The following is a 15,307-nucleotide window of genomic DNA, read 5'->3' as shown; positions in this document are numbered from 1 at the left end:
CAATCACTGTTCCGAGGCCCACCCCCATGGATTTTCTGCCCAGCGCCGCCACCCTGATCACATTTACCGGAATGTGCCTGCTGCTGGCCATCACGCCCGGTCCGGACATGACACTGTCCATCAGTCGCGCGCTTTCCCAAGGCAGCAAGCGCGCACTTTATGTGGTGCTTGGAACGACCATCGGCATCATGATCCATACGCTGCTGGTCGCCTTCGGCGTTTCGGCGCTCATCACCGCTTCGCCAACAGCCTTCTTTCTGCTCAAGACAGGCGGCGCAGCCTATCTGCTGTGGCTCGCCATACAGGCCGTTCGCTATGGCTCGAACCTGAAGGTGGAGGCCGTCGAAGGCGAAAAGACATCCGTCTGGAGCAATATCTCGACAGGTCTCTGGGTCAATCTGCTGAACCCGAAGGTCATCATCTTCTTCATGACCTTCCTTCCGCAATTCGTGACGGCAGGGGATCCGGCGGTAACGCAGAAGCTGATTTTCCTCGGCTTCTTCTTCATCTTCGTGGGTAGCCCCATCAACGTTCTGGTGATTTTTGCCGCCGACCGTCTGGCAAAATGGCTGCAGGCCAATCCGAAGATCCTGCGCGGCATAGATTACACCTTTGCCGGTGTATTTTCGGTCTTTGCTCTCAAGATCTTCATGACACAGGCAAAGTGAGGATAAGGGCTAAGTGACGAGAAAGGGATAGGAAGGCGGAAGACCCGCCTCGCCGCCTTATCCAATCAGCAGTTCGTCGTCGTCCAGCTTCTGGCCACGGATCTTGCGGAACATCTCGATCAGATCTTCCACCTGAAGATCCTTGCGACTGTCTCCAGACACATCGAGAACAATTTCGCCGCCATGCAGCATTACAGTGCGGTCACCGTAATCCAGCGCCTGACGCATGGAATGCGTCACCATCAGCGTCGTCAGTTTGCGTTCTGTGACCACCTGATCCGTCAACTGCATGACGAATTCCGCCATTCCGGGATCGAGCGCCGCCGTGTGCTCATCTAGCAGCAGCACGTCTGACCCGGCAAGCGTCGCCATGACGAGCGATACCGCCTGACGCTGCCCGCCGGACAGAAGATCCATGCGGTCCTTCAGCCGATTTTCGAGCCCCAGATTGAGCGAAGCAATGCGCTCCTTGAAGAATTCCCGCCGCTTCGAGCCGAGCGCAGGCATCAGGCCTCGCACCTTGCCACGCGCCGCCGCCAGCGCCAGATTTTCCTCGATGGTCAACGCGCCGCAGCTGCCGGCCAAGGGATCCTGAAACACGCGCGCCACCTGTCCGGCACGCGCTGCCGTCGGCTTGCGGCTCACATCCACATTGCCGATCGTCACCCGGCCTGCCGTTGGCAGAACATCGCCCGCCAGCACGCCCAGCAGCGTCGATTTGCCGGCACCATTCGATCCGATCACGGTCACGAAGGAACCGGTTTCGATCGTCAGATCGATCTTCTTCAACGCCTGCTTTTGCAGTGGCGTGCCGCGACCGAACACCACCTGGATATCACTGAGCGAAATCATGCGGCACCTCCCGAGCGACGCAGGCGCGGCAGAATGAGGGCGATGGCAACCAGCACGGCCGTGACAAAATTGAGATCGGAGGCTTTCAGACCCAGCGCATCGCTGGACAGCGCAAGCTGTATGGCCAGACGATAGGCGATGGAGCCAAAGACACAGCCAATCAGCGCCAGAAGAATGCCACGGGCACCGAGCAGCGTCTCACCGATGATGACGGCAGCGAGACCGACGACGATCGTTCCGACACCCGAAGTTACATCGGCAAAGCCATTGGTCTGCGCAAACAGCGCGCCGCCGAGAGCGACGAGCGCATTGGAGAGCGCCATGCCGAGATAGATCTGGCCGCCGGTGTTTACACCCTGCGCCCGCGCCATCCGGGAATTGGCCCCTGTCGCCCGCATGGCAAGGCCAGCATCGCTTTCCAGAAACCGCCAAACGAGGACCACCGCCACGATAACCAGCAGCCCGACAAAGATGGGACGCACGAGATATTCCGGCACGCCCTGCCCGAAAAAGGGCGAGAGCATCGTATCCTGGTTCAGCAGCGCGACATTCGGTTTGCCCATCACACGCAAATTCACGGAAAACAGCGCAATCATCGTCAGGATCGAGGCGAGCAGGTTCAGGATCTTGAAGCGCACATTCAATGTGGCCGTCACCAGACCGGCAGCCGCACCGGCCACCATGGCAACCGCAGTCGAAAGCCACGGGTCGAGACCGCTGATGATCAGCACCGCAGCAACAGCGGCACCGAGCGGAAAGGATCCGTCCACGGTGAGGTCCGGAAAATCGAGAATGCGGAAGGCGAGATAAACCCCGATCGCAACGAAGGCGAAGACGAGGCCCAGTTCGACAGCGCCCCAGAATGCAATTTGGCTCACAGTCAAGTCCTTGATGGGCAGGAGGAGGAGGCCTCGGGTAATGACCCAAAGCCTCCTCTGAGGTCAATTATTCGATGATCTTGGTCGCGCGCTTGGTGGCACTTTCCGGGAAGGTGACCCCGATTGCACTGGCAGCCTTCTTGTTGAGAACGAGATCGGTACCAACAGCAACCTTGGCCGGAATGTTACCCGGCTTTTCGCCCTTCAGAACCTTCACGACGATGGCGCCCGTCTGCTTGCCGACATCGAAGTAATTGAAGCCGAGAGCAGCAATGGCGCCACGGGCCACGGAATCCGTATCGGCGGCATAGAGCGGAAGCTTCGCTTCTGCGGCAACGCCGGCGGCCGCTTCGAACGCGGAGACTATGGTGTTATCGGTCGGCACGTAGATCACATCCGCCTTGCCAACCAGCGCACGCGTTGCGCCCTGCACTTCGGCAGATTTGGTCGCAACCGATTCCACAACCTTCAGGCCGGACTTTTCAGCAGCAGCCTTCAACGCAGCAAGTGTCGAAACGGAGTTGGCTTCGGCGGAATTGTAGATATAGCCAATCGTCTTCGCGTTTGGCGTAATTTCCTTGATCAGCGCCAGATGATCGGCAACCGGCAGCATGTCGGAAAGACCTGTCACGTTACGACCCGGCTTTTCCATGTCCTTGACCAGCTGAGCACCAACCGGATCCGAAACGGCTGTAAAGACGATCGGAATATCACGCGTTGCCCCGACGACCGCCTGCGCGGACGGTGTGGAAATCGGCACGATGACATTGGGAGCATCGCCCACGAACTGGCGTGCGATCTGCGCAGCCGTTCCAGGATTGCCCTGTGCCGACTGATAGACGAACTTGAGGTTCTCGCCTTCCTTGTAACCCGCTTCCGCAAGAGCCTGCTTCACGCCATCACGAGCGGCATCAAGCGCCGGATGCTCGACGATGGCAGTCACGGCAACGGTCACATTTTCCGCATGGGCGGGAAGGATAAAAGCAGTTGCGGCTGCAAGAGCCAGGATCAGGCGGCGCATGGTTGTCCTCCGGTTGTTGTCATTGCGGCTGTCTTTTAGGCCGCAAGACAACCGGAGGAAAGCGGTTTCACCTCACCTTTGCGCGATATCTGCACAAATTTGCCGCAGTACGCCTCAAGAAGGAGCACATTAGAAATAGCTACAGCAATTTCCTACAATCAATCGTCGTCTTCGCCATGACCGGCAATCATCATGGCCTCGAAGGCAAGCCGCTCCGTCTTGCGCATGCGTTCCGATTCGGACTTCAGCTGTCCGCAGGCCGCAAGGATATCGCGACCACGCGGCGTACGGATCGGTGAAGCATAACCGGCCTGATTGATGAAATCGGCGAACTTCTCGATCGTCGCCCAGTCGGAGCACTGGTAATTGGTGCCCGGCCAGGGGTTGAAGGGAATGAGGTTGATCTTTGCCGGAACACCCTTCAGCAGCTTGATCAGTTCCTTGGCATCTTCGAGACTGTCGTTGACGTCCTTCAGCATCACATATTCGAACGTGATACGGCGCGCATTGGAAAGGCCGGGATAGTTGCGGCAGGCTTCGATCAACTCCTTCAGCGGATACTTCTTGTTGATCGGCACCAGCATGTCGCGCAACTCGTCGCGCACGGCATGAAGAGAGATGGCGAGCATCACGCCGATCTCATCACCGGTGCGATAGATTTCCGGAACGACGCCCGAGGTCGAAAGCGTAATGCGGCGCTTGGAGAGCGAGAGGCCGTCTCCATCGGATGCGATCAGCAGCGCGTTTTTCACATGCTCGAAATTGTAGAGCGGCTCGCCCATGCCCATCATGACGATGTTGGTGACCTTACGATCCCCCGTTGGTACGAAGGCGCCCGGTGGCGTATCAGCGCCCGGAAAATCGCCCAGACGATCTCGCGCCAGCAATAGCTGGGAAAGAATTTCTTCCGATGTCAGGTTGCGAACCAGCCGCTGAGTCCCCGTGTGACAGAAGGAACAGGTCAGCGAACAACCAACCTGGCTGGAAATGCACAGCGTGCCGCGACCTTCTTCAGGGATATAGACGGTCTCGACTTCGACCGGACGGCCAGCGCCGCGCGGCGGAAAACGCAGCAGCCACTTGCGCGTGCCATCATTGGAAACCTGCTCTTCGACCACTTCGGGACGCGCAATGGTGAAATGCTGCTTCAGCATCTCGCGCATGTCCTTGGCGACATTGGTCATTGCATCGAAATCGGAAACGCCGCGAATGTAAAGCCAGTGCCAGAGCTGGCTCACACGCATGCGCACCTGCTTGTCCGGCACACCCTTTTCCCGCAAGGCGTCTGCAAGCTGATCACGCGTGAGGCCGACCAGAGAGGGTTTGCCGGAGAGAAGATCCGGGTTCGCCACCAGCGGTGCCTTCACGAGATCCGCAACTGCCATCACGTTGGAAACAGTCATTCCAAAAATCCTATTCGAGCGGGCCAAATCATAACCCGGTTGCGGCCAGCCTGCCAGATGCGCAGCCAGACGCATTGCGTGACCCGATGTCGTGTGTGAAATGCGAACGAGTTCCGCTCCGCGCAATGGGAATTCACAAGAACCCCCGCAGATTGGCTCGCAGGGCCGCGCTTTAGCACTGTTTTGACCATTCGTCACCCCCAACGCAAAAAGGCCGGAACAACCGGCCTTAAAGCAAAAAACAGGAATAGAGGCTTACTTGCAGGTTTCGATCTGCTTGAGCGCCTGGGAAAGGCCTGCCAGCGAATAGGAATAGCTGGTGCCTGTTCCACGCAGCGAGGTCGCCTTGACGGTCATGTTGGAGCCGGTCTTCATGGCAGCCACGAGGGCGGGCTCTTCGGCAGCATTCTCCACCCAGGCAGCCTTGTCCTTCACGAACATCACGAAGTTCTTCTTGTCGATCGTGACATTCACCTTGGAGTCCGCCTTGAGGGGATAGCCCATCATGGCCTGCGGCTCGTAGGAAATGTTCTGACCCGGACGCTGGGAGATGATGAAGAAGATATCGCCATGATCAACACTTGCCGGCTCCTTCGATGTCGGAACGGACAAGACATAGCAGACGGTGGAATTGCCGGACTTGTAGGAATAGGCGCCCCAGGCCTTGAATTGCTGGATACGCGTCGGAGACGGTGCCTGCGCTGCAGCGACACTTGCGCCAGCGAGCAAGAGAGTCGACGCGATGGCGATCTTCTTAAGAAACATGTTGTCCTGCCAGTGTTCTGATGAAAGGCCGACCGCACGACATGGCCGGGCCTCAGGGGTCGCGATCAGTTAGACTTTGACTTAATTCTGGTTACCAAACCGTCAACGCCGCCTTCAATAAAAACAGCTATCCCGGCTCGAAAGGCTGATCACGAACCAAACCGAGGCATTTGCCTCCATTATGTCCCGTAATCTCTCCCGCTTACGAAAGATGCGATGATTAGGGCAGGAATTTGACATCATGAACCGGCAGCACGAACGACGCCGAAAATGGAACCTTCGTCAGGGTCTGGAGCCGTCTGATGTCGTCGCCTCAGCCATGGCGGGATCGGCGGCGAGAGCCTCATCGGCGGCCTCATAATGACGATCCTTGATGTGCGTCTGTATCATCCGGAAAGCGGCCGCCAGAACAGCCACATCGTCCGTAAAGCCGACCACCGCCAGGAAATCCGGCACGACATCGATGGGGAGGACGAAGTAGCCGAGGGCTGCAAGCAAGACACCACGAACACGCGTGGGCGTTGCCGGATCCGTTGCACAATAATAGGCAGCAACCATATCACGGCTAAACGGAACATAGCGGGCGGCACGCTTCATTGTTGGCCAGAACTTCGAGCGGACGGACTTTTCCCGTTTGGTTTGTGTCGCTTCGTCACCGGGAAGCAGAATCTCGCCAATCTTGACATCGTCCATCGTGATCTCCGCTGAAGCCTTGCAAGTGCCTCCTATATGGGTTCGCCCATCCCGGCATTCAAATCCGGTGCATGCCGGCCTGCTCCATGGCCTGAGCCAATTTCACGTCCAGCTCCGTCACGCCCTGGGCATCATGGGTGGTGAGCGTCACATCCACACGCGAGTAGACGTTGAACCATTCAGGATGATGATCGAGCTTTTCGGCAACCAGCGCGCTTTGGGCCATGAAGCCGAAAGCTTCCACGAAATTGCGAAATTTGAAGGTCTTGGAGATAGCGAGCCCGTCCTCCCGCAGCTTCCAGCCAGACAGGGAGGCAAGTGCCGTTTCGATAGCTTCCGGTGTCAGCCGCGATCTGGCCATCGATCAGTACACGCTGCTTTCGCTGGCCAGTTCACCAGCCGCGTAGGATGCCAGACTTTCCTGAAGCGGAAAAACCTCTTCCGTCAGATAAGGCCCGCCGCCAACCGATTCCTTGGACGACATCAGCACGAAACGCGGAACGGTGAATGACATTGTATGAAAGTTTCCGCGCCCTGACAGGTACTGGACTACATCGTCCAGCCGGGAGTTTTTCAGGCGTGCCAGCGTCACATGCGGCGTAAACTTGCGCGGATCCGGCGCAAGCCCCACGCGCATGCAGATGCGGTCGATCTCGCCTTGCAAGGCCTGAAGTTCCGGAGATGGAGAGACGCCAGCCCAGATCGAATGCGGCTTCTTCGATCCGAACGCACCAATTCCCGTCAACGTCAGCTGGAATTCCTCGCGATCTATACGATCCAGACGATCGACGATCTCATCGGCAGTCCGTCCGTCGACGTCGCCGATGAAGCGCAAGGTGATGTGGTAGTTATCGACATCGATCCAGCGCGCTCCGGGCAATCCGCCCCTCAGCAGGGAGAGGCTGAGGGCAATATGGCGCGGGATTTCGAGGGCGGTGAAAAGTCTCGGCATACGCGAACCTCCTCGAATCTAATGCAGTATCAACAGCGGAACACGCAATTGCGTTCCGTGCAAGCCGCTTTTTTTGCCCTGCAAAAATCACCTGTGGGCGGGAAGCGATTTTATAAAACTTTCAATGGTAGGAAGACTGCGCTCGACCATGACAGCAATCCCTTTTGCATTGGGATGCATGCCATCCTCCAGCTGAAGATTTGCCTGCGTCACGACTCCATCCAGGAAGAAAGGATAAAGCGGCACGCCATATTTCTGTGACAGCCGCGGATAGATGCTGTTGAAGCGATCCTGATAGTCCTTGCCAAGGTTTGGCGGCGCCAGCATGCCGGCCAGAACCACCGGAATATTGCGCTCCTTCAGCCGCGCAAGCATGGCATCGAGATTCTTCTCGGTCTGGTCCGGCGAGATACCGCGCAGGGCATCATTGGCACCCAGCTCGAGGATCACACCCTGTGTGCCGTCCGGGATAGACCAGTCGAGCCGCGCAAGACCTGCCGATGTGGTGTCGCCGGACACACCGGCATTGGTTATTGTGACGTCGATCCCCTTTGCCTTCAATGCCGCCTCAAGCTGTGCGGTGTAGGACTCAGTCTGGGGCAGTTGATAACCGGCCATCAGGCTATCGCCGAAACCCACGATCTGCAGGCTTTCTGCCCGCGCAGAGCCGAGCCCGCCGAGAACGGTCGAGACGATGACAATCACGTGAAGCAAAGCCGCTTTGAATTTCATGAACCCACTTCCTAGATTGGTCAGGTTGCCGCGAGGCGACAAATCCTGCTGAATAAGATTTTTCCGCCTCGATATAGGACCGATTTTCGTGAGCAACACCATCATCGAATTGAAGAAGGCCGATTTGACCCTGGGCAGTGCTGCCGCCTCGGTCCACGTTCTGAAAGGGATCGACCTCAAGATTGATGAGGGTGAAGCCGTTGGTATCGTTGGCCCTTCTGGATCGGGAAAATCGACGCTTCTGATGGTCCTTGCGGGTCTTGAGCGGCTTGATTCCGGCGAGATTCACATTCGCAACACGCCGCTTCACAATCTCGGAGAGGATGCGCTGGCGGATTTCCGAGGCCGCAACATCGGTATCGTCTTCCAGTCGTTCCATCTCATTGCCAATATGACGGCGCTTGAAAACGTCGCCGTGCCGCTGGAACTGGCCAATGTTTCCAATCCCTTCGATATTGCCAGGCGAGAGTTGACGGCCGTCGGTCTCGGTGAGCGGCTGAACCATTATCCAGGGCAGCTTTCCGGTGGTGAACAGCAGCGTGTGGCGATCGCCCGTGCCTTGGCGCCCTCACCGGCCGTTCTCATCGCCGATGAGCCGACAGGCAACCTGGATACGGAAACCGGCAAGCAGATTGCGGACCTTCTTTTCTCCAAGCAGACGGAACGCAAGATGACGCTGCTGCTGGTGACCCATGACAATGCGCTCGCCGCCCGTTGCTCTCGTCAGATCCGCGTCCGCTCGGGCGAGATTGCAGGCGACAGCCGGGAACCCTCCAAGCCTGTGGCGGCATTTGCATGACTGCGGCAAAACTCCCTCGCTTTTCCATTGCGTTGAAACTCGCCTTGCGCGAATTGCGCGGCGGCCTGTCGGGCTTCTACATTTTTCTCGCCTGCATTGCTCTCGGCACAGGCGCGATTGCTGCGGTGAATTCGGTATCCCGTGGCATTACCGATGCCATTGCCAGTCAGGGCCAAACCTTGCTGGCAGGCGATATCCGGTTTGAGCTCAACAATCGTCTCGCCAATGATCAGGAGCGCGCCTTCCTCGAAAGCCTCGGACAGGTTGCTCTCTCCACTGGCCTTCGATCCATGGCTCGGATGCCGGACGGTTCTCAGCAGGCTCTTGTCGAGGCAAAGGCCGTCGATGGCGCCTATCCGCTCTACGGCACCGTTGAAACCGAACCGAAGGCCCCGCTGAAAGACCTCCTCGCCAGCGCTAATGGAAGCTTCGGGGCCTTGGCTGCGCCGCTTCTGCTGGAGCGGCTGAACGTGAAAGTGGGCGACGAACTACTGCTCGGCAGTGTTCGACTGCGCATTTCAGGCATTCTGGTCACCGAGCCGGATGCCCTGTCTGAAGGTTTCGGCTTCGCGCCGCGCCTTCTTCTGTCGCAGGAAGCGCTGCAGGCATCGGGCCTTATCCAGACCGGGAGCCTGGTCGAGCACGCCTACAAGATCAAGCTGAATGATCCGTCGATCCGCAACACGCTGGGGGCGCGTGCCAACCGCGAGTTCCCGGCAGCGGGCTGGTCCATCCGCACCGCCGATCGCGCCGCACCGTCACTGACGGAGAATGTCGACCGGTTCTCGCAGTTCCTGACATTGGTGGGCCTGACAGCGCTCATCGTTGGCGGTGTGGGCGTTGCCAATGCCGTGCGCGCATTTCTGGATTCAAAGCGGACCAGCATCGCCACCTTCAAGTGCCTTGGCGCCCCTGCTTTTGTCGTAACCCTCATCTACCTGTTCCAGATCATGCTGATTGGCTCGCTGGGCGTGATCATCGGTCTGGCGCTTGGTGCGGTCGCTCCCTTTGCGGCTTTCGGCTTCCTTCGCGAATTTCTGCCGATTTCCGCCGACGCCACCCTCTATCCCGGAGCGCTCGCGCTGGCCGCCGCCTTCGGCCTGCTGACGACCTTTGCCTTTGCGGTCCTGCCGCTTGGCCATGCCCGTGAAGTGCCTGCCACTGCACTTTTCCGCGAACAGAGCTTCGACCAGACCAGATTGCCGTCCTGGCCCTATCTTCTGGCAGCAGCCGTCGCGCTCGGCGGTCTTGCGGCCCTGGCGATTTTTGCCGCAGACGACCGCCGCATTGCCGTGATCTTTCTTGCCGCTGTTGCCGGTGCCTTCGTCCTGTTGCGACTTGTTGCAGCAGCCATCTCCGCACTTGCCCGCCGCAGCCCTCGTGTCAACTCACCTGCCCTGCGACTTGCCATCGGCAATATTCATCGCCCCGGCGCTCTCACGCCGTCCGTGGTGCTGTCGCTTGGTCTCGGTCTGGCGCTCCTCGTGACGCTGGCTCTGATCGACGGCAATCTGCGCCGCCAGCTGACCGGTGCGATGACCCAGAATGCGCCGAACTTCTTCTTCGTCGACATCCAGAGCAATGAGAAGGAGGGCGTGGTCGAAACCGTCAAGCGATTGGCGCCGGACGGAAAGATCGTTCAGGTTCCCATGTTGCGCGGGCGGATTCTCGCCTTCAACGGCCAGGATGTTGCCCGGATGAATGTGCCGCCTGCCGGTCGATGGGTGCTGCGCGGCGATCGCGGATTGACCTATACCCAGAACCTGCCAGAAGGCTCCAGCCTTGTCGAGGGAACCTGGTGGGACAAGGACTATAGCGGCGAACCGCTCGTCTCCTTCTCGGAAGAGGAAGGCAGGGAGCTTGGCCTGAAACTGGGCGATACGGTCACCGTCAATGTTCTGGGCCGCAACATAACCGCCAAGATTGCCAATTTCCGCAAGGTCGAATGGCGCTCGCTGTCCATCAACTTCGTGATGGTCTTCTCGCCGAACACCTTCAAGGGTGCACCTCATGCCTGGCTGGCGACCCTGATGGACAGTACCGCCACACCGGCCAAGGAAGGCGAAATCCTGCGCGCCGTGACCACTGCCTATCCAACTGTCACCACTGTCCGCGTGAAGGACGCGCTTGATATTGCAAGCCAGTTGCTCGGTCAGCTGGCCACCGCCATTCGCGCGGCTGCCGCCGTCGCACTGGTCGCCTCCGTCCTCGTTCTGGCGGGCGCGCTCGCCTCGGGTAACAGGGCCAGAACCCATGATGCGGTCATCCTCAAGACACTGGGTGGCACCCGCTCCATGCTGATGCGTGCTTTCAGTTACGAATACATGATCCTTGGCTTCGCAACCGCGGTCTTTGCGCTGGTGGCGGGCGGAATTTCCGCCTGGTTCGTCGTCAGCCGCATCATGAAGATGCCAGCAACTTTCCTGCCGGATGTGGCAATCATGACGGTGATCGGTGCACTCGTCCTCACGGTCGGCATCGGACTCGCTGGCACCTGGCGCATCCTCGGACAGAAGGCGGCACCGGTTCTGAGAGAGCTTTGACGGACAAGATCGGCGGATTAAATTTTTGTCACCTCGCGGAATGGGGCGCAAAGGGCTTGAACCATTCCGGCTAAGCTCGCATATTTGGATCATGCTTGCTGAGCTCCGCAGCGGCGACCGGGATGTTCCCGACACCGTAGCAACACCGGAGCTTGAGAGGACAAACTGATGTCTGACCGTTTCAACTACGACAACCGAGCAGTACGCGGCGGCGTGCAGTCCGGCGCGATGATTGATGAAGGCCTTCGCTCCTACATGCTGAAGGTCTACAATCTCATGGCCTTGGGCTTGGCGATCACCGGTATAGCGGCTTATGCCACCTTCGCGCTTGCCACCACCAGCCCCGCCTTCGCAACGGCAATCTACGGCTCGCCGCTTCGCTGGGTCGTGATGCTGGCACCGCTCGCCCTCGTCTTTTTCCTGAGCTTCCGCATCGATAAGATGAGCGTTGGCGCGGCACAGACGACATTCTGGATCTACGCTGCGTTGATGGGTCTTTCCCTGTCGTCGATCTTCCTGGTCTACACAGGCCAGTCGATCGTGCAGACCTTCTTCATCACGGCAGCTTCCTTTGGTGCCCTGTCCCTCTTCGGCTACACGACGAAGCGTGACCTGTCGGCCATGGGCTCGTTCCTGATGATGGGTCTGTTCGGCCTGATCATCGCCTCTGTCGTCAACATCTTCCTTGCCTCTTCGGCCCTGGGCTTCGCCGTGTCCGTCATTGGCGTACTGATCTTCGCCGGTCTGACGGCCTATGACACGCAGAAGATCAAGGAAATGTACTATGTCGGTGATGATGCTTCCGTGGCTGGCCGCAAGGCAATCATGGGCGCCCTCACCCTCTACCTCGACTTCATCAACCTCTTCATGTTCCTGATGCAGTTCCTCGGCAACCGTAACAACTGATCAGTCGGCATTCTGTGCGAAAGGCGGTCTTCGGGCCGCCTTTTTTATTGCCCGCGGTCCGGACGACATGCCGCCAGGAGACCATTGTCGCGAGGCAGCGCTTCGAATTCCGGGCAAAAAAAAGGGCCAGCGGAAAGCCGCGGCCCATAAAGTTGTGAAGGTTAAAACCTCCAGAGGGGAACAGCTGCTGCGGCGGAACTGGGAGGAAGACCGCCATGTGCATCAGCTGTGGGCGTTATGCTGAATTTTTGATCGTTTGGAAAACATTTATTGTGCAATGCAGCTATGCAAAATCATTCAGTTTTGCAACGCAGCAAAATTCTCCTGGATTGGCGTGCGCATGTTTGCCGTCTCGTCCTGCAGCCATTGGATGAAGGCGCTATTCTTTCTGTGGTTCGGTCGTTCCGATCGAACGGCATAGCTGTAACCGCTTTCTACAAATCCCCACGGAGCGATGAGTTTCCCGGATCGAACCTCTTCTCCGATCAGATGAAGCGGCGCGATCATTGATCCGAGGCCATTGAGGCATGCCTCGATCGTCAGATGATAGTGATCGAACATTCGGCTTGTCGTCCTTGTCGGACCCAAGTCCCTGCCCGTCAGCCGCCCCCATTCCGTCCATGCGTGAGGACGTGTCTGTGTTCCAAGGCGCGGGAGCGAGAGCGCCTTTTGCTCGTTTGAGATATTCCGCTCCTGAAGGTTTGACGCAAAGACCAATCCCACCAACTCGTTGAACAGGGGAAGACATTCTGATCCCATGGCCTCGTCGGGAGGGAGGATCAGGATCTCGACATCAACGCTGCGGTTGATCCGTTGGCCGTCCGTCGAGAGGCAGACATCATAGTTTGGATAGAGCTGTGAAAAATTGGAGAGCCGCGGGATCAGCCATCGCATGGCCAGTGTCCCGATGCAGGCAACATCCAGAACACCCGTGTCCCTGCGCGAAATGGCCGCCACGGCGGCGTCGATTTGCTCGAAGGCGTCGGACAGCGAGGTAGCAAACGCCTGCCCTTCCGCCGTCAGCCTGGGGCGGTTTCGGTTTCCCTCGAATAGCCGGATACCGAGGAAGGTCTCCAATTGCGCGATGTGCTTGCTGATCGCTCCGCTGGTTACGGACAGTTCTTCGGCCGCGTCGCCATGCCTGCCGCACCTGGCTGCAGATTCGAAGGCCCGAAGGGCAACGAGAGGAAGCTTTCGATTTATGGCCACGAATAAAACTCACAATATGAAGAAATTTAGTCAGTATACGACGGTTACAAATTGTGGGAATAGGCCGCCTGTGTCGTGGGGACGGCATTCAATACTTTTATCGATAAGTTTCGATCAGTATTTTACGGAATGATTGTAAAGAAAAGTCGAATAGCTTGGGGGAGCTATGCCATTCTATTTTGCCTATGGCTCCAATATGGATGTCGAACGTCTCGAAACTGCCCGTCTCAATCCTGAGGGCGTTCGGTCGACCCGTCGAATGGCAGGGCGCCTGACGGGATACCGGCTCACCTTCAACAAGCCGTCCGCCTATTTCATCGGGGCGGGGGCCGCAAATCTCGAAGCCAGTGCGGACGCACATGTCTACGGCACGCTCAACGAGATGCCGGAGGCCGGACTTGAGATCCTTGATCGCTATGAGAATGTGGCACTCGGTCAGTACGAGCGTGTTTCCGTTCAGGTCGAAGAACTCGTTTCAGGTCAGTTGGTCGATGCGGTGGCCTACATCGCCTTCAACAATATCGACGACACCATGAAGCCGCGCCGTGGCTATATGAACCATCTTCTTGCCGGTCGAGACGTTCTCCCGGCGGACTGGATCGCCTACCTGAATTCCATCCCGCTCATTGCCGAATAGTCCCGTTTCTTCTTGTCTACTTGAATTGGATATTGACATGACAATCGTTGCCCGGTCGCTTGCTGCGATCAAGCCATCCGCGACAATTGCCATCACCCAGATGGCGCGCGTTCTGAAATCCAGCGGCGTCGATGTCATCTCGATGTCGACCGGAGAGCCGGATTTCGACACGCCGGACCACATCAAGGATGCGGCTCATGACGCGATCCGGCGTGGGGAAACCAAGTATACGCCGGTCGCCGGCATTCCGGAGCTGCGTCAGGCGATCGTGGCGAAGTTCCAACGTGAAAACGGCCTGAGTTACCGCGTTGACCAGACCATCGTTGGAACGGGTGCCAAGCACATCATCTACAATGCGCTGAGAGCCAGCCTGAATCCGGGCGATGAAGTCATCATTCCAGCGCCGTACTGGGTGTCCTATCCCGAAATGGTGGCAATTTGCGGAGGCGTGCCGGTGACTGTACCGACGCGCATGGAATACAATTTCAAGCTCCAGCCGGATGATCTGCGGCAGGCCATTACGCCCCGCACGAAATGGGTGTTTCTGAACTCACCATCCAATCCCTCGGGAGCCGCCTATACCCATGACGAGCTGAAACTCATCACCGATGTCCTGAAGGAGTTTCCGCATGTCTGGCTCCTGACGGACGACATGTACGAACATCTGGTCTATGGCGACTTCCAGTATGTCACGGCGGCACAGATCGAGCCGTCCTTGCTGGACCGTACGCTGACGGTCAACGGCGTTTCGAAAGCCTATGCCATGACCGGCTGGCGTATCGGTTATGCGGCTGGCCCGAAAGAGTTGATCGACGCCATGATCCTGCTCCAGGGACAGCAGACATCCGGCACGAGCTCCATTGCGCAATGGGCCTCCGTCGCTGCACTCAATGGTCCGCAGGACCATCTCGATGTGTTTCGAGAAGCCTTTGACGAGCGACGCCAACTGATTACGTCCATGCTCAACCAGGCCAATCTGTTGAGCTGCCTGAAGCCGGAAGGCGCCTTCTACGTCTTCCCTTCCTGCGAGCGCACCTACGGAAAGACGACTGCCGGTGGGCGTCTGATCCAGAATGACGAGGATTTCGTCAGCGCACTTCTGGAGGAAAAAGCCGTGGCAACCGTTCATGGCAGTGCCTTCGGTCAGCCCGGCAATTTTAGGCTTTCTTATGCGACTTCGCTGGAAGAGGTCAGGCGCGCCTGTATCCGGATCCAGGAATTTTGTGGCGACCTCCGTTAAGAGATTATT

Annotated in this window: 16 protein-coding genes; 6 read left to right on the top strand and 10 right to left on the bottom strand. The window is 58.1% G+C overall.

The features are described from left to right. Positions 1-26: 26 nt before the first annotated feature. Positions 27-668: a LysE family translocator gene (locus tag G6N80_RS12305; RefSeq protein ID WP_062556128.1), complete on the top strand. Its 642-nt coding sequence runs from the start codon at positions 27-29 to the stop codon at positions 666-668. A gap of 57 nt (positions 669-725) precedes the next feature. On the opposite strand, the gene G6N80_RS12300 is transcribed toward G6N80_RS12305, so the two are convergent. From G6N80_RS12300 to G6N80_RS12260, 9 genes are all read right to left on the bottom strand, one after another. Continuing rightward, positions 726-1,520, bottom strand: coding sequence for an ABC transporter ATP-binding protein (locus tag G6N80_RS12300; RefSeq protein ID WP_165134115.1), 795 nt, complete (start codon positions 1,518-1,520; stop codon positions 726-728). After that, positions 1,517-2,398: an ABC transporter permease gene (locus tag G6N80_RS12295; protein WP_165134112.1), complete on the bottom strand. Its 882-nt coding sequence runs from the start codon at positions 2,396-2,398 to the stop codon at positions 1,517-1,519. Before G6N80_RS12295 ends, G6N80_RS12300 begins: the two co-directional genes overlap by 4 nt. A gap of 67 nt (positions 2,399-2,465) precedes the next feature. Then, positions 2,466-3,419: an ABC transporter substrate-binding protein gene (locus G6N80_RS12290; RefSeq protein WP_165134109.1), complete on the bottom strand. Its 954-nt coding sequence runs from the start codon at positions 3,417-3,419 to the stop codon at positions 2,466-2,468. Between the two features lie 158 nt (positions 3,420-3,577). Further along, positions 3,578-4,804, bottom strand: coding sequence for a dual-specificity RNA methyltransferase RlmN (gene rlmN / locus G6N80_RS12285; RefSeq protein WP_484456046.1), 1,227 nt, complete (start codon positions 4,802-4,804; stop codon positions 3,578-3,580). A 273-nt stretch (positions 4,805-5,077) separates the two neighbouring features. Next, positions 5,078-5,587, bottom strand: coding sequence for an invasion associated locus B family protein (locus tag G6N80_RS12280; protein WP_062556132.1), 510 nt, complete (start codon positions 5,585-5,587; stop codon positions 5,078-5,080). A 282-nt stretch (positions 5,588-5,869) separates the two neighbouring features. Beyond that, positions 5,870-6,280 carry a YkvA family protein gene (locus G6N80_RS12275; protein ID WP_165134103.1) on the bottom strand — a complete coding sequence of 137 codons (411 nt, stop codon included), beginning with the start codon at positions 6,278-6,280 and terminating at the stop codon, positions 5,870-5,872. A 58-nt stretch (positions 6,281-6,338) separates the two neighbouring features. Further along, a complete protein-coding gene (locus G6N80_RS12270; RefSeq protein WP_062556134.1) occupies positions 6,339-6,641 on the bottom strand; it encodes a 4a-hydroxytetrahydrobiopterin dehydratase in 303 nt (100 codons plus the stop codon). Positions 6,642-6,644: 3 nt separating this feature from the next. Next, positions 6,645-7,232, bottom strand: a complete 588-nt coding sequence (gene thpR, locus G6N80_RS12265; protein ID WP_062556135.1) for an RNA 2',3'-cyclic phosphodiesterase — start codon at positions 7,230-7,232, stop codon at positions 6,645-6,647. Between the two features lie 87 nt (positions 7,233-7,319). Further along, complete coding sequence (locus G6N80_RS12260) at positions 7,320-7,964, bottom strand: arylesterase (RefSeq protein ID WP_165134100.1); 645 nt, start codon at positions 7,962-7,964, stop codon at positions 7,320-7,322. An 88-nt stretch (positions 7,965-8,052) separates the two neighbouring features. On the opposite strand from G6N80_RS12260, the gene G6N80_RS12255 reads away from it, so the two are divergent. From G6N80_RS12255 to G6N80_RS12245, 3 genes are all read left to right on the top strand, one after another. Further along, complete coding sequence (locus G6N80_RS12255; protein WP_062556137.1) at positions 8,053-8,763, top strand: ABC transporter ATP-binding protein; 711 nt, start codon at positions 8,053-8,055, stop codon at positions 8,761-8,763. Continuing rightward, positions 8,760-11,306: an ABC transporter permease gene (locus tag G6N80_RS12250; RefSeq protein WP_165134097.1), complete on the top strand. Its 2,547-nt coding sequence runs from the start codon at positions 8,760-8,762 to the stop codon at positions 11,304-11,306. Before G6N80_RS12255 ends, G6N80_RS12250 begins: the two co-directional genes overlap by 4 nt. A gap of 168 nt (positions 11,307-11,474) precedes the next feature. Continuing rightward, positions 11,475-12,212, top strand: coding sequence for a Bax inhibitor-1/YccA family protein (locus G6N80_RS12245; RefSeq protein ID WP_062556139.1), 738 nt, complete (start codon positions 11,475-11,477; stop codon positions 12,210-12,212). A gap of 297 nt (positions 12,213-12,509) precedes the next feature. On the opposite strand, the gene G6N80_RS12240 is transcribed toward G6N80_RS12245, so the two are convergent. Next, positions 12,510-13,421 carry a LysR substrate-binding domain-containing protein gene (locus tag G6N80_RS12240; RefSeq protein WP_165134094.1) on the bottom strand — a complete coding sequence of 304 codons (912 nt, stop codon included), beginning with the start codon at positions 13,419-13,421 and terminating at the stop codon, positions 12,510-12,512. Positions 13,422-13,587: 166 nt separating this feature from the next. On the opposite strand from G6N80_RS12240, the gene G6N80_RS12235 reads away from it, so the two are divergent. After that, positions 13,588-14,058 carry a gamma-glutamylcyclotransferase gene (locus G6N80_RS12235; protein ID WP_062556141.1) on the top strand — a complete coding sequence of 157 codons (471 nt, stop codon included), beginning with the start codon at positions 13,588-13,590 and terminating at the stop codon, positions 14,056-14,058. A gap of 37 nt (positions 14,059-14,095) precedes the next feature. Further along, positions 14,096-15,298, top strand: a complete 1,203-nt coding sequence (locus G6N80_RS12230; protein WP_062556142.1) for a pyridoxal phosphate-dependent aminotransferase — start codon at positions 14,096-14,098, stop codon at positions 15,296-15,298. The last annotated feature ends 9 nt before the right edge of the window (positions 15,299-15,307 follow it).

Origin of the sequence: Rhizobium rhizoryzae (assembly GCF_011046895.1) — a bacterium.
Lineage (GTDB): Bacteria > Pseudomonadota > Alphaproteobacteria > Rhizobiales > Rhizobiaceae > Neorhizobium > Neorhizobium rhizoryzae.
This window is presented reverse-complemented; position numbering and strand designations above follow the sequence as displayed.

Coding starts and splice junctions, on each gene's coding strand:
- G6N80_RS12305 (WP_062556128.1), top strand. CDS start 27: ATGGATTTTCTGCCCAGCGCCGCCACCCTGATCACATTTACCGGAATG.
- G6N80_RS12300 (WP_165134115.1), bottom strand. CDS start 1,520: ATGATTTCGCTCAGTGATATCCAGGTGGTGTTCGGTCGCGGCACGCCA.
- G6N80_RS12290 (WP_165134109.1), bottom strand. CDS start 3,419: ATGCGCCGCCTGATCCTGGCTCTTGCAGCCGCAACTGCTTTTATCCTT.
- rlmN (WP_484456046.1), bottom strand. CDS start 4,804: ATGGCAGTTGCGGATCTCGTGAAGGCACCGCTGGTGGCGAACCCGGAT.
- G6N80_RS12280 (WP_062556132.1), bottom strand. CDS start 5,587: ATGTTTCTTAAGAAGATCGCCATCGCGTCGACTCTCTTGCTCGCTGGC.
- G6N80_RS12275 (WP_165134103.1), bottom strand. CDS start 6,280: ATGGACGATGTCAAGATTGGCGAGATTCTGCTTCCCGGTGACGAAGCG.
- G6N80_RS12270 (WP_062556134.1), bottom strand. CDS start 6,641: ATGGCCAGATCGCGGCTGACACCGGAAGCTATCGAAACGGCACTTGCC.
- thpR (WP_062556135.1), bottom strand. CDS start 7,232: ATGCCGAGACTTTTCACCGCCCTCGAAATCCCGCGCCATATTGCCCTC.
- G6N80_RS12260 (WP_165134100.1), bottom strand. CDS start 7,964: ATGAAATTCAAAGCGGCTTTGCTTCACGTGATTGTCATCGTCTCGACC.
- G6N80_RS12250 (WP_165134097.1), top strand. CDS start 8,760: ATGACTGCGGCAAAACTCCCTCGCTTTTCCATTGCGTTGAAACTCGCC.
- G6N80_RS12245 (WP_062556139.1), top strand. CDS start 11,475: ATGTCTGACCGTTTCAACTACGACAACCGAGCAGTACGCGGCGGCGTG.
- G6N80_RS12235 (WP_062556141.1), top strand. CDS start 13,588: ATGCCATTCTATTTTGCCTATGGCTCCAATATGGATGTCGAACGTCTC.
- G6N80_RS12230 (WP_062556142.1), top strand. CDS start 14,096: ATGACAATCGTTGCCCGGTCGCTTGCTGCGATCAAGCCATCCGCGACA.